This is a genomic window from Rhodopila globiformis (assembly GCF_002937115.1).
Taxonomy (GTDB): domain Bacteria; phylum Pseudomonadota; class Alphaproteobacteria; order Acetobacterales; family Acetobacteraceae; genus Rhodopila; species Rhodopila globiformis.
Genome location: NZ_NHRY01000239.1, coordinates 28,412 through 40,730, shown reverse-complemented (window position 1 = coordinate 40,730; position 12,319 = coordinate 28,412). Strand labels below are relative to the sequence as shown.

At 66.2% G+C, this 12,319-nt stretch carries 14 protein-coding genes; 5 read left to right on the top strand and 9 right to left on the bottom strand.

Going from position 1 to position 12,319, the window contains the following annotated elements:
• Position 1: 1 nt before the first annotated feature.
• The 3 genes from CCS01_RS23975 to CCS01_RS23965 all read right to left on the bottom strand — a co-directional run bounded on the left by CCS01_RS23975 (position 2) and on the right by CCS01_RS23965 (position 2,980).
• Positions 2–826, bottom strand: coding sequence for a cell envelope integrity EipB family protein (locus CCS01_RS23975; protein WP_104521287.1), 825 nt, complete (start codon positions 824–826; stop codon positions 2–4).
• A gap of 98 nt (positions 827–924) precedes the next feature.
• Complete coding sequence (gene aspS / locus CCS01_RS23970; RefSeq protein ID WP_104521286.1) at positions 925–2,721, bottom strand: aspartate--tRNA ligase; 1,797 nt, start codon at positions 2,719–2,721, stop codon at positions 925–927.
• Positions 2,722–2,794: 73 nt separating this feature from the next.
• Positions 2,795–2,980, bottom strand: a complete 186-nt coding sequence (locus tag CCS01_RS23965) for a hypothetical protein (RefSeq protein WP_104521285.1) — start codon at positions 2,978–2,980, stop codon at positions 2,795–2,797.
• A 330-nt stretch (positions 2,981–3,310) separates the two neighbouring features.
• Here CCS01_RS23965 and CCS01_RS33140 point away from each other — a divergent pair, with 330 nt between their 5' ends.
• The gene (locus CCS01_RS33140) at positions 3,311–3,631 is read left to right on the top strand and encodes a hypothetical protein (RefSeq protein WP_146101931.1); all 321 of its coding nucleotides are present in this window, start codon (positions 3,311–3,313) and stop codon (positions 3,629–3,631) included.
• A gap of 249 nt (positions 3,632–3,880) precedes the next feature.
• Here CCS01_RS33140 and CCS01_RS23960 read toward each other — a convergent pair whose 3' ends face one another.
• Positions 3,881–4,219 carry a DUF2442 domain-containing protein gene (locus CCS01_RS23960; RefSeq protein WP_104521284.1) on the bottom strand — a complete coding sequence of 113 codons (339 nt, stop codon included), beginning with the start codon at positions 4,217–4,219 and terminating at the stop codon, positions 3,881–3,883.
• A gap of 2 nt (positions 4,220–4,221) precedes the next feature.
• Complete coding sequence (locus tag CCS01_RS23955; RefSeq protein ID WP_204848413.1) at positions 4,222–4,554, bottom strand: DUF4160 domain-containing protein; 333 nt, start codon at positions 4,552–4,554, stop codon at positions 4,222–4,224.
• Between the two features lie 29 nt (positions 4,555–4,583).
• Between CCS01_RS23955 and CCS01_RS23950 the strand changes: the two genes are divergently transcribed.
• From CCS01_RS23950 to CCS01_RS23935, 4 genes are all read left to right on the top strand, one after another.
• Complete coding sequence (locus CCS01_RS23950; RefSeq protein ID WP_104521283.1) at positions 4,584–7,097, top strand: helicase-related protein; 2,514 nt, start codon at positions 4,584–4,586, stop codon at positions 7,095–7,097.
• Positions 7,098–7,187: 90 nt separating this feature from the next.
• Complete coding sequence (locus tag CCS01_RS23945) at positions 7,188–7,454, top strand: heat-shock protein (RefSeq protein WP_104521282.1); 267 nt, start codon at positions 7,188–7,190, stop codon at positions 7,452–7,454.
• Between the two features lie 42 nt (positions 7,455–7,496).
• Positions 7,497–7,829: a ferredoxin FdxA gene (fdxA, locus tag CCS01_RS23940; protein ID WP_104521281.1), complete on the top strand. Its 333-nt coding sequence runs from the start codon at positions 7,497–7,499 to the stop codon at positions 7,827–7,829.
• 259 nt (positions 7,830–8,088) lie between these two features.
• Positions 8,089–8,724 carry a CarD family transcriptional regulator gene (locus CCS01_RS23935; RefSeq protein ID WP_104521280.1) on the top strand — a complete coding sequence of 212 codons (636 nt, stop codon included), beginning with the start codon at positions 8,089–8,091 and terminating at the stop codon, positions 8,722–8,724.
• Between the two features lie 582 nt (positions 8,725–9,306).
• On the opposite strand, the gene CCS01_RS23930 is transcribed toward CCS01_RS23935, so the two are convergent.
• The 4 genes from CCS01_RS23930 to CCS01_RS23915 form a co-directional block, all read right to left on the bottom strand.
• A complete protein-coding gene (locus tag CCS01_RS23930; RefSeq protein WP_239992371.1) occupies positions 9,307–10,173 on the bottom strand; it encodes a CheR family methyltransferase in 867 nt (288 codons plus the stop codon).
• Positions 10,170–11,255, bottom strand: coding sequence for a chemotaxis response regulator protein-glutamate methylesterase (locus CCS01_RS23925; protein WP_338050002.1), 1,086 nt, complete (start codon positions 11,253–11,255; stop codon positions 10,170–10,172). The genes CCS01_RS23930 and CCS01_RS23925 overlap by 4 nt, the downstream gene beginning before the upstream one ends.
• Before the next feature lie 203 nt (positions 11,256–11,458).
• Positions 11,459–11,827: a response regulator gene (locus CCS01_RS23920; protein WP_104521278.1), complete on the bottom strand. Its 369-nt coding sequence runs from the start codon at positions 11,825–11,827 to the stop codon at positions 11,459–11,461.
• Between the two features lie 6 nt (positions 11,828–11,833).
• The gene (locus CCS01_RS23915) at positions 11,834–12,316 is read right to left on the bottom strand and encodes a chemotaxis protein CheW (protein ID WP_104521277.1); all 483 of its coding nucleotides are present in this window, start codon (positions 12,314–12,316) and stop codon (positions 11,834–11,836) included.
• Positions 12,317–12,319: the final 3 nt, after the last annotated feature.

Sequence of the window (12,319 nt, the reverse complement as noted above, 5' to 3'; positions counted from 1 at the left end):
GTCAGCACCGCCGAGGCTGCGGCGCGAACTCCTTCATCTTGGCGTCCATGACGAAGTCCCCGAAATCCATCTTCATGTCATCGGCGACCCCGTTCTCCCAGTAGCGCATGGTGACCTCATAGGTTGGCGTCACGCTGCCGGGCTTGCGGTCGAAGAACGACAGGTGCACCCGGGTGCTGGGAAGGGCCGACAGCGCCGGCCATTTCGTCTGCATCGGCGGCTTCCAGTCCAGGATCACGATGAAGCTGTCCTCCGCGCCGTTCTCGTCCGTGCCGTCGAACAGCGGCACGCTGAGAAAGTGCTTCTTCTCGCGCGCCGCGGCAATGATGGCGGCGGTATGGGCCATCGGGAACAGGGTGCCGGCCGGCAGCGGGATGGTGGTCTCATGCGGCGTGGTGTAGTGCGCCTCGCCGGTGCCACCGGTCCTGTGCAACGACGCCTCCCCGTCGGTCTGGCTGGTGACCGCGGTGTCGGTGGTCTGGCGCATGTGATAGCGGAACCTCAGGCCATCCTTGGATTCCCAGGTGGTGTAGTCCGACGCCATCTCGATGTCCTGGCCGTCGGCATTGGTGACGGTCATGCGCAGCCGCTGCCGCACCGCCCAGCCGTCGCAGGCGTCGGTCACCTCGTAGCCCATGGTGCCGCGCGCGGCGACGACATCCGTGCTCTTGGCGGTGGCGAGCGTCAGCGTGTACAGCGCCCGATGCCCGATCAGCCCGCTGGTGGTTGAAGGGGCCGCAGGCGGCGGGGAATTGGCGGCAACAGCAGGCTGAACCAGCCATCCCGACATCAGAAGCAGCGCTACGAGCGCGGCGTGAAAACGCATGAAGGACTCCGCAGAACGAGGGTCGCCGCGTTCGAAGTTTAAACATTAAGGATGGCGCGTCCACCGCGCCATTGCTCAACGGCAAGTTTGCCCGCGCCTCAGCTACCCGTGACCTTCGGCTTGGCGGGCGCCAGGTCGAGCTTCAGCGACAGTTCCTTCAGCCGCGCGGGCGGGATCTCGGCCGGCGCGCCCATCAGCAGGTCCTCGCCTTGCTGGTTGAGCGGGAACAGGATGACCTCGCGGATGTTCGGCTCGTCGGCCAGCAGCATCACCATGCGGTCGATGCCGGGGGCCGAGCCGCCATGCGGCGGAGCGCCGTAGCGGAAGGCGTTCAGCATGCCGCCGAACCGGGCTTCCACGTCGGCGGCGGTGTAGCCGGCGATCTCGAAGGCGCGGATCATGATGTCGGGCCGGTGGTTGCGGATGGCGCCCGAGGACAGCTCGATGCCGTTGCAGACGATGTCGTACTGGTAGGCCTTGATGGTCAGCGGGTCCTGGGTGTTCAGCGCCTCCAGCTCGCCCTGCGGCATGCTGAACGGGTTGTGGCTGAAGTCGATCAGGCCGGTTTCCTCGTTCAGTTCATACATCGGGAAGTCGGTGACCCAGCAGAAGCGGAACGTGCCGGTTTCCATCAGCCCGAGTTCCTCGGCCAGCCGCGTGCGCACCGTGCCGGCGAACTTCGGCGCGACGTCCTTCTTGCCGCCGGCGAAGAACACGGCATCGCCCGCCTTCAGGCCGCACGCCACCCGGATCGCCTCGGCCCGGTCCGGCTCCAGGTTGCGGGCGATCGGCCCCTTGGGGCCTTCGGCGTCATAGACGATGTAGCCCAGGCCGCCCTGGCCCTCGGCCTTGGCCCAGTCGTTCAGCTTGTCGAAGAAGCTGCGCGGCTGCGACCCGGCGCCGGGAGCGGGAATGGCGCGGATCACCCCGCCCGAGGCGGCGATGCGGGCGAACAGGCCGAAGCCGGAGCCGGCATACTGCTCGGTGACGTCGGCGATGCGGATCGGGTTGCGCAGGTCGGGCTTGTCGGAGCCGTATTCCAGCATCGCCTGCTCATACGGGATGCGCGGGAAGGGCGGCCTGGTCACCGTCCTACCCTCGGCGAACTCCTCGAACACGCCGGCGATCACCGGCTCGATGGTGGCGAACACGTCTTCCTGGGTAACGTAGCTCATCTCGAAATCGAGCTGGTAGAACTCGCCGGGCGAGCGGTCGGCGCGCGAGGCCTCGTCGCGGAAGCAGGGGGCGATCTGGAAATAGCGATCGAAGCCGGCGACCATCAGCAACTGCTTGAACTGCTGTGGCGCCTGCGGCAGGGCGTAGAACTTGCCCGGATGCAGCCGCGCCGGCACCAGGAAGTCGCGCGCGCCCTCGGGCGAGGATGCCGTTAGGATCGGCGTCTGGTACTCCAGGAAGCCCTGCTCGATCATCCGCCGGCGGATCGAGGTGATGACGTTGGATCGCAGCACCATGTTGCGGTGCAGCTTCTCGCGCCGCAGGTCGATGAAGCGGTATTTCAGGCGGATGTCCTCGGGGAACTTCTCGTCGCCGGAGACCTGCATCGGCAGCACCTCGGCGGTGGACTGCACCGCCAGGTCCGCGACCCGCAGCTCGATCTCGCCGGTTGGCAGCTTGGGGTTGACGGTGCCGGGCTCGCGCAGCACCACCTGGCCGGTGACGGTGATGACGCTTTCCGGCCGCACCGCGTCGGCGGCAGTGAAGGCCGGGGAGCCGGCGGCGAACACGCACTGGGTGATGCCGTAGTGGTCGCGCAGGTCGATGAACAGCAGGCCGCCATGGTCGCGCTTGGCGTGCACCCAGCCCGAGAGGCGGGCCTGCTGGCTGGCGTCGGCGGCGCGCAGGGCGCCACAGGTATGGGTGCGATAGGCGTGCATGTGCTTTCCGTGTCCTGGCTGCTCGTCAGGGGCGGCACACAAGCCTTGTGGGGTTGGCCAAGTCAAGCGGTTGTCACCTGTATGCCTGAGTGATGACCTCATTGATCGCGGCGATGACACGGCCAGCGTGATCGTCGGCTGCGAGGGAGGCGACGACCGGGTCAAGGGTGGAAATCGGCGTGGTGAATATCAGCAGCGGATTGAATCCCAACGGCTCGCCCTCGATGATGAATTTCGGTGCCGGGTGGATCGGTGTCACCCCGGTCGGGCAACCGCTTCAAAGGAACGACAACCGGGTCCCGGCGGAATAATGACGGCGCGGCTGAACATTCACCGCGGAATAATGACGGCGCGGCTGAACATTCACCAGATCAAAGGAATGACCGACCAATTTAGGCCCAAACCGTGCCCAATATTGGATCCGTGGCTATGTCGGCTCGCTACCAGAAAATGCGATTCTGCGGCACTTTGAGTCCGAACCTGCCAGACTGCGGTTCCAAACTGGATGCGGTTTAGAAGTCAGTCCGAAATCCGCCGCTTGATACGTTGATGATGCGCACTATCTGACGCTGGCCAGACAGGAGGCAGTATGAAAAATGTAAAGGATTATGACGCCGGCCTTACGACCGGGTGCCTCAACCCTGCGACAGGACGGATGTGCTATGGCGGCGCTGCGCGCAATCTACGCACCTTCCAGGCCGGTGGCTTGGCAAGTATCAAAGAGGATGAGAGGGCGGTCGGCGTCATCATCGGGCTCGAACTAGCAAAGCCCATGTTGGCGCAATACCAGAACCAACTTGCCCAAGCGACGATCGCACTACAACACGCACTACAACAACAACATGAACTACAACAATTGCTTGCACGCATTCCGATCGTGGCACAATCGTCGTCTACGAAATTCGAATAGCACCGATTCCGCTCACGGGTGCTCGCGAAATCGGCTTTAGGCCTCTGTTTTCGCGAGCATCTTCACCCGCTCGCGTGCTTAGACGTGAACGGCTGAAGACGGCCTAAACCTTATCCGCTTTGAAGCCCGTTGTGATCGCCGCCTATAGTCGGGAAATGCGCCCGTCACACGGCACCTTGGCTCCGGCTGTCGAGAGTGCGGTCTTCAAACTGAAGGCAGTGTAGTTTGGTTTGGGCGTCGACTTGGCCATCACACGGGCATATAGTCCTCTCCGGGCAACCCATGCTTAGCAACGTAGTCATTCGTAGCGGCAATCGCCGAGTCGGGTGCGTCCAACGGATGGGCTTCGAACCAGAGAGCATCCGCGCATAGGTCAAGTTCACCAGGCCATTCCAGGCTGCGTCCATGATCGCCGACACGGACCCGCGCGAAAAATGTCGGATCGCGGAGTGCTCGAAAGACGCCCTTGTCTGAGAGGTGCTGCAGGTTGTGCGTCGTCGTCTCGCCATTAGCCCAGGTCAGGAAAACACGACGCACGGATGGCTCGGGCACGGCGGATACGATGATATTCTCCAGTACCTGGGGCATTTCTAAATCCCTTGCGGTTCCTCGTTATTCTGGCACCTGATCCAGTTGAGCGCCAATGCGTCCCGATGGTCCCGAGCCCAGGCCAGGATATGGCTCAGTTTAGCCTGAGGTAGGGAACCTCGGACTACGCTCAGGTTGCCGATCGCCACCAGCGCCTCATCACCGCCCAATCTTGCATGAAAATGCGGCGGATTGTGGTCATTGTAAAACATCATGATCCTGACCCCGTCCACGATGGCAATTGTCGGCATGAATCGCGCTTCCGTGGCCGCAGCCGTTTCCAAGACGACAATATCATGGGCAATGGCGATCCGTAACAACTTCTCCGCTTGCATTCCGCGCCGCGACCCCCAAAGATTCTCCCATGCTCGGCTCCGACTCCGGTTTCGCGGCTCGCGTCAAGGCTGTCCTCGGCCCGACGAACACCGGCAAGACGCATCTCGCCATCGAGCGGATGCTGGCCCACGCCTCTGGAATCATCGGCTTCCCGCTGCGCCTGCTGGCGCGCGAAAACTACGACCGCATGGTGGCCAGGAAGGGTGCCCGCCACGTCGCCCTGATCACCGGCGAGGAAAAGATCATCCCGCCCGACGCGCGCTGGTTCTCCTGCACCGTCGAGGCGATGCCGCTCGACCGCCGCGCCGAATTCGTCGCCGTTGACGAAATACAACTGTGCGCCGACCCCGATCGCGGACACGTGTTCACCGACCGCCTGCTGCATGCCCGCGGCATGGTGGAGACCATGTTCCTCGGCGCCGAGACCATCGCCCCGCTGCTCCGCCGCCTGGTGCCCTCGGCGCAGATCGAAACCCGCCCGCGGCTGTCGCAACTGACCTACGCCGGTCCGGCCAAGCTGGTGCGCCTGCCGCCGCGCACCGCCGTCGTCGCCTTCAGTGCCGCCGAGATCTACGCCCTCGCCGAGCTGATCCGCCGCCGCAAGGGCGGCTGCGCCGTCGTCATGGGCCGCCTGTCACCGCGCACCCGCAACGCCCAGGTGGCACTGTACCAGGAGCGCGAGGTCGATTTCCTGGTCGCCACCGACGCCATCGGCATGGGCCTGAACATGAACGTGGACCATGTCGCCTTCGCCGGCCTGGGCAAGTTCGACGGCCACCGCCCCCGCCGCCTCTCCCCCGCCGAGATCGGCCAGATCGCCGGCCGCGCCGGCCGCGGCATGAAGGACGGCACCTTCGGCACCACCACCGAATGCCCGCCGATCCCGGACGACGTCGTCAACGCCGTCGAGAACCATAGCTTCGACGCCCTGGACCTGCTGTGCTGGCGCAACAGCGACCTGGACTTTTCCTCGCTGGAAGGCTTGCTCGACAGCCTGAACGCGCCGCCGCCGGGGGCCGGCTTGGTGCGCGGCAACGAGGCCTCGGACCTGGAGACGCTGACCACGCTGTCCCGCGACCCGGACATCCGCAAGCTGGCGCACGGCCGGCGGCGGATGCGGCTGCTGTGGGATGCCTGCCAGATCCCGGATTTCCGCAAGCTGGCCGACGACACCCATGCCCGGCTGTGTGCCCGGGTGTTCAACCACGTCGCCACCGACACCGTGCTGCCGACCGACTGGCTCGCGGGGCAGATCGCCGCGCTCGACCGCACCGAAGGCGACATCGATACGCTGATGCAGCGCCTCGCCGGCGTGCGCGTCTGGTCCTACATCGCCGCCCGCGCCGACTGGGTGAAGGACACCGCGCACTGGCAGGCGAAGGCGCGCGAGGTCGAGGACAAGCTGTCCGACGCCCTGCACGAAAGCCTGACCAGCCGCTTCGTCGATCGCCGCTCAGCCCACCTGCTGCGGCGGCTGGAGGCGGGCGAGGGCGACAGCCTGCTATCCGCCGTCACCCGCCGCGGCGAAGTCGTGGTGGAGGGCCACAACGTCGGCCATATCGAGGGGTTCACGTTCATCCCCGACCCCGAGGCCGTGGGCGACGAAAAGAAGCTTGTCCTTCGGGCCGCCCGCCGTGCCCTGCGTGCCGAGATGCCGCGCCGGGTCACGCTGCTGGAGGCCGAGCCCGAGTCGGTCTTCGCGCTGACCGCGGATCATCGGATCACCTGGAGCGATGCGCCGATTGCCCGCCTGGTCCGCGGCGCCACGCCGATCCGGCCGCGGGTGCAGGTGCTGGACAGCGAGTTCCTCGACGGCGCCGAGCGCGAGCGGATCCGGAAGCGGCTGCAAGCCTGGCTGGACGCCGAGATCCAGGCTGACCTGGCGCCGCTGTTCGCCGCCGAGGCGATGGCGCAGGAACATCCGGCGCTGCGCGGGCCGCTGCACCGGCTGATGGAATCGCTCGGCACGATTCCCGGTCCGGACGCGGAGACGCTGGCGGCGACGATCCGGCCGCAGTTGCGGGCACTGGGCGTGCGCTCCGGTCGTTTTGCCCTGTTCATGCCTGCCATGATGAAACCGCGGGCCGCGGCGATGCGGGCGCGGCTGTGGGCGCTGCAGCATGGCGTGGCGGTGCCGGATCTGCCGTCGTCGGCGCTGGTCTCGATTCCGGCGGACCAGGCTGCCTGGCCGCCCGGCTTTGCCGCCGCCCTGGGCTGGGTGGAGGCCGGGCCGATCCTGATACGGCTTGATATCGCGGAGAGAATTGCCGGCGAACTGGGTTACCGCTCGCGCCGCGTGCCGGCGGCGCTGCCGTCGGGACTGGCCTCCCGGCTTGCAATCAAGGCGGACCTGCTGCCCGCGGTGCTGCGTCACCTCGGGTTCCGGGTGCTGCCGGCTGTTGGCCTGGCGCCGGACCAGCAGGGACCGGTGGCGCCGCCCATGCTGACTCCGCTGCGCCGCCGTCCGGCGGCTCCGGCGCGATCGGCGCCGCCGCGAAACCCCAGCGGGCCGTTTGCCGCGCTGGCTGCCTTGCGACGATGATGACCCGGGGATTCAGGGAGGTTTCCGATCACCGACATCGAGGACCGTGACTGGCAGAGGCTGGACAAGTGGCTGTGGTGCGCCCGCGTCATGCGTGCTCGCAGCGATTGCGCCGCGCTGGTGGCGCAGGGCTCCGTCCGCATCAACCGCCAGCCGACCAGCAAGCCGCACGCCCGGCTGCGGGTGGGGGATGTCCTGACGATTCCGGTGCATGGCGCCGTGCGGGTGCTGCGCGTCGTGGCTTTGGCCGAGCGGCGTGGACCGGCCACACAGGCCAGGCTTTTGTACGCAGATGTCAGCGATGTGTTAGCAACATCTTGCACCACGACTGATTCGTCGGCATACGGCGGGGCCTGAACCGGCCTGTGCCGCCAATTTCCCATACCAGGGGTTTGCCAAATGACCTATGTGGTCACCGAGAATTGTATTCGCTGCAAGTACATGGACTGCGTCGAGGTCTGCCCCGTCGATTGCTTTTATGTTGGCGCGAACATGCTGGTCATCCACCCGGATGAATGCATCGACTGTGGCGTGTGTGAGCCGGAGTGCCCCGCCGAAGCGATCGTGCCGGACAGCGACGACCGGGCCGCGCCGTGGATGGAGCGCAATCGCACCTATGCCGGGGAATGGCCGAACATCACTCGCAAGGGCACGCCGCCGGACGACGCCGACGAGTGGAAGGACAAGCCCAACAAGGTCGAGCTGTTCTCCGCGGACCCCGGTGAGCCCTGACGGCAACGCTTAAGCACGCCTGAACGTTGAAAGCCCGCGCGTCGGCGGCTTTGCCGCTGACGCGCTGCCATTTTTATGGTATATAGTGTCTGTCGGTTACGCACGAGTCGTCCGACAAGGCAATGGCGTCGCATGAAGCGGTGGGTCAGGCTGTGCCTGATCGAGTTTTCTGGCGGCCGTCCGGTCTGACCGAGGCGGTCCAAAGCTGTTCCGTCGCCCCGACACAATCGCAGCTAGGGCTTGAGAGACAGGAAGTAGAATGGGTGAGCAGCAGGTAGTGGAAGACGTTTCGAATCCGGTGGCAGAACGGCCGGCAGCCGAGGCGCCGGCGACCAATCCAGAGCCCCGCGTGGCGCCGCGCCCGCTGCACAACGGACCGAACCTCACGCCGCGTGCCATCGCCAAAGCCGAAGTGTTCGCCGAGGGCGACCATGTCGTCTATCCCACCCACGGCGTCGGCCGGGTGGAGCGGATCGCGACCGAGGAGATCGCCGGCCACAAGCTGGAACTGATCCACATCACTTTCGAGGAAAACCGCATGACCTTGCGGGTGCCGGTCGCCAAGGCCCGCACCGCCGGCTTGCGCAAGCTGGCCAGCCGCAAGCAGTTCGACGAGGCGCTGGGCGTGCTGAAAGGCAAGGCCCGGGTCAAGCGCACCATGTGGTCCCGCCGGGCGCAGGAATACGAGGCGAAGATCAACTCCGGCGATCCGCTGGCCATTGCCGAGGTGGTGCGCGACCTGCACCGCAATTCCGGCCAGCCCGACCAGAGTTTCTCCGAGCGGCAGATCTATGAATCCGCCATGGATCGCCTCGCCGCCGAACTGGCCGCGCTGGACAAGACTGACAAGGTGACGGCAATCAACAAGCTGACGGACTTCCTCAAGACCGTCTGACGGCGATAGGCTGGAAGGGGAAGAGGACAACCGGAGCGGAGTCGTCCCTTGAACGACTGGAGCAGAGTTGTCGCTCTATCGTCATGGCCGGGCGTGTCCCGGCCATCCACCCTCCAACTGTCGAAGCGCAGATGGCCGGGACACGCCCTATCGCGTATACACATCTCTGAAACGACCTTCGGTTATCTAAAAAAGTATTTTGTTATCAGTGGGTTGGCCAAAAATTTCTGTATATACAAAAATTTGTAATAGGGGCAAAACCCCGGGCACGCATGTGCAGCATACGCTCGAAACTGGAACGACAGGCACGGAATTCCGCCATTTTTTGGCATCCAACTGCGGAACGATATGGACAATCACCAAATTCGCCCGGGGTTTTGCCCCTATTACAAAAATTTTCCCTAACCCATTGATAACAAGGGATATCGCCTAATCGTTTCAGAGATCTGTGCATCCCGTAGGGACACGCCCGGCCATGACGAGGGGTAACGGACCTGGGGCCAAATCCTTCTCCGTCCACCACCTTGTCCTTATAGGGATAGGGCATGTCCCGGCCATGACGGAGGGCGACAGGCCACGTCCTTAAACGGCCGCCGCCATCCGTCCCGCCGGAGCCCCGGTCGCGGCGGCCACGACCCCATACACCCCCCGTTCCGCCGGCAGCGGCGCAAAGCGCGTCGTCAGCCCGAGCACCGTCTCCGCGCCGCCCAGGTAAAGCAGTCCGTCCGCGGGCATGACGCCGGCAATGCCGCCCAGCACCCGCGACTTCGTCGGCTGGTCAAAATAAATCAGCACGTTGCGGCAGAACACCACGTCGAAGCGCCCAAGCGAGCGCGGGTCCGACAGCAGGTTGAATTCGCGGAACTGCGCCATCGACCGGATTGAGTCATTGATGCGCCAGGACGAGTCCTCCTTGCGGAAATAGCGCATCAGCATCTGCACTGGCAGCCCGCGCTGCACTTCGAATTGCGAATACAGGCCCTCGCGCGCCCGGATCAGTTGATCGCGGGCGATGTCGGTCCCGATGATTTCCACCTTGCGGTCGCCAAGGACGGCACGGGACTCGGCGATGATCATTGCGAGCGAGTATGCCTCCTGCCCCGACGACGACGCCGCCGACCAGATGCGGATCGTACTGCCGGGCGGGCGAGCGGCGACCAGCCGAGGCAGGGCGTGGGTGCGGAAATGCACGAACGGCTTGTCGTCACGGAAGAAGAAGCTCTCGTTCGTGGTCATCGCCTCGACCACGTCACGCGCCATCCGGTCATTCGCCGGCTGCCGCAGCTTTTCCGCCAATTGGTTCAGGTCATTCAGCTTTTCCCGCTTGAGCAGATTCCCCAGGCGGGTTTCCAGCAGGTAGATCTTGTCCGTCCCGATCACCAGGCCGGACTGGGTCTTCAGCAGCGTAGCGAAGGTCTCGAACGCCGCGGGGGACAGGCTGGCGCTCATGCCCGCCCGCCTTTCAGCATCTCCAGCAGCCGAGGCGCGATCTTCGGCAGCGGCAGCACGGCGTGGCACAGGCCGGCCTGGGCGATGGCGCCCGGCATGCCCCAGACCACGCTGCTGGCCTCGTCCTGAGCGACCGCCGCGCCGCCGGCCTCCACCACCCGCTTCGTACCCTCCAGCCCGTCACGGCCCATGCCGGTCAGCATCGCCACCAGGACCCGGCCCTCGCACGCCGCGGCAGCGCTGCGCAGCATCGGATCGACCGACGGGCGGCAGAAATTCTCCGGCGGGTCCTCCGACAACCGCGCGCGCAAAGCCGATCGGCTGCCTTCGACCAGAAGGTGCTTGTCGCCGGGAGCCAGGTAGATGCGGCCGGCCAGCAGCGACTCGCCGTCGCGCGCCTCCGCGCAGGGCATCACGCCAATGCGCGTCAGGTGCTCGGCCAGGATCGGCGTGAAGGTGGCGGGCATGTGCTGCGTCATCACTACCGGCACGCTCAGCGCGCGGCCGAGCCCCTGCACCAAGGTGAACAGCGCCTGCGGCCCGCCGGTGGAACTGCCGACTGCCAGCAGGCGGGCCGGGAAAGCCGGCGCCGTGCGCAGGGCCAGCGGTGTCTTCGGCGCGCTGGGCAGGCTGGCGCGGCGACGCTGGCGAGCCAGGCCCTTGACCTTTTCCAGCAATTCCCGCCGGAAGCTGTCGTCGCTGGCCGTGCCGATGGTGGAAGGCTTCGGGATGTAGTCGGCCGCGCCGAGCCGCAGGGCGCGCAGGGCGATGTCCGCGCCCCGCGTCGTCAGGGTCGAGGCCATGATGACCCGCACCCCGGCATCCGCGCGCAGCAGCAGCGGCAGGGCCGTCATGCCGTCCATCACCGGCATCTCGATGTCCAGCACCACCACGTCGACATGCGCATCGCGGATCGCGTTGACCGCTTCCTGCCCGTTGGCGACCTTGGCAACCACCTCGATCTCGGGATCGGCCTCCAGGATGCGGGCCAGGGCGCCGCGAATGACCGTGGAGTCGTCGCACAGCATCACCCGCGCCTTGCCCGCGGGCTGCGCCGCTGTGGCGGGACTGGCCGGGAGCACCGTCCGCGCGGCCGGACGGGCCGTCGCCGCCGGCGTGTGTGCCGGGCTCGTCGGCCCAGGCGGCCGCGCCGGACTCGCTGATCCGGGCGGCTGCGCCGGCCTCGCTGATCCGGGCGGCTGCGCCGGCCTCGCTGATCCGGGCGGCTGCGCCGGCCTCGCTGATCCGGGCGGCTGCGCCGCTGGGGGCAGGCGGGAGAACGGGGTCACAGCAGGCCGACCTGGGCGAACTTGCTGGTCAGGATGTCCTCGTCGAACGGCTTCATGATGTATTCCTGGGCGCCGTTCGCGATTGCCGCCTCGATGTGGGCCATGTCGTTCTCGGTGGTGCAGAACACCACCGGCGGGTTGTCGTGGCCGAACTCCGCGCGCAGCGACTTCAGGAAGGTCAGGCCGTCCATCACCGGCATGTTCCAGTCCAGCAGCACGCAGTCGGGTAGGCTGGCGCGGCAGGACTCCAGCGCCTGCTGCCCGTCGGCGGCCTCGCTCACGGCGAAGCCGTTGGCTTCCAGGATGCGGCGCGCGACTTTCCGGACGACGCGGCTGTCGTCGACGACAAGGCAGGTGCGAGGCATCGGCTTCTACCCCTTTTCCCCCAGCGCCAGCAGCCTGGAGACGTCCAGCATCACCAGCAGCCGGCCATCCAGGCGGAAGATGCCGGTGCTGAACGCGGCCCAGTTCTTTGCCAGCGTCGGCGGGTTCCGCTCGAACAGGCTGGCCTCCAGGCTCATGACTTCCGCAACCTGGTCCACCAGCAGGGCATAGAGCTCGCCGCCCTGCTCGGCGACGACCGACATGCGCGGCTGTTCGGCCGGGGCGGGCGGCAGGTGCAGCCGGCGGCGCAGGTCGATGGCGGTGACGATGCGGCCGCGCAGGTTCAGGCTGCCGGCGATCTCCGGCGGCGCCAGCGGGATGCGGGTGATGGTCTGCTCGCCCAGGATGTCGCGCACCGCCAGCACGGGCACGCCGCAAAGCTGGTCCGCCACGGTCAGGGTGACGAGGACCTGTTCCTCTCCCGTCGCCTGGCCTGTGCTGTCGGGCCGATCCAGAATCTGTGTGGTCATGGT

Coding starts and splice junctions, on each gene's coding strand:
- CCS01_RS23975 (WP_104521287.1), bottom strand. CDS start 826: ATGCGTTTTCACGCCGCGCTCGTAGCGCTGCTTCTGATGTCGGGATGG.
- aspS (WP_104521286.1), bottom strand. CDS start 2,721: ATGCACGCCTATCGCACCCATACCTGTGGCGCCCTGCGCGCCGCCGAC.
- CCS01_RS33140 (WP_146101931.1), top strand. CDS start 3,311: ATGAAAAATGTAAAGGATTATGACGCCGGCCTTACGACCGGGTGCCTC.
- CCS01_RS23960 (WP_104521284.1), bottom strand. CDS start 4,219: ATGCCCCAGGTACTGGAGAATATCATCGTATCCGCCGTGCCCGAGCCA.
- CCS01_RS23955 (WP_204848413.1), bottom strand. CDS start 4,554: ATGCAAGCGGAGAAGTTGTTACGGATCGCCATTGCCCATGATATTGTC.
- CCS01_RS23950 (WP_104521283.1), top strand. CDS start 4,584: ATGCTCGGCTCCGACTCCGGTTTCGCGGCTCGCGTCAAGGCTGTCCTC.
- CCS01_RS23945 (WP_104521282.1), top strand. CDS start 7,188: ATGCGTGCTCGCAGCGATTGCGCCGCGCTGGTGGCGCAGGGCTCCGTC.
- fdxA (WP_104521281.1), top strand. CDS start 7,497: ATGACCTATGTGGTCACCGAGAATTGTATTCGCTGCAAGTACATGGAC.
- CCS01_RS23935 (WP_104521280.1), top strand. CDS start 8,089: ATGGGTGAGCAGCAGGTAGTGGAAGACGTTTCGAATCCGGTGGCAGAA.
- CCS01_RS23930 (WP_239992371.1), bottom strand. CDS start 10,173: ATGAGCGCCAGCCTGTCCCCCGCGGCGTTCGAGACCTTCGCTACGCTG.
- CCS01_RS23920 (WP_104521278.1), bottom strand. CDS start 11,827: ATGCCTCGCACCTGCCTTGTCGTCGACGACAGCCGCGTCGTCCGGAAA.
- CCS01_RS23915 (WP_104521277.1), bottom strand. CDS start 12,316: ATGACCACACAGATTCTGGATCGGCCCGACAGCACAGGCCAGGCGACG.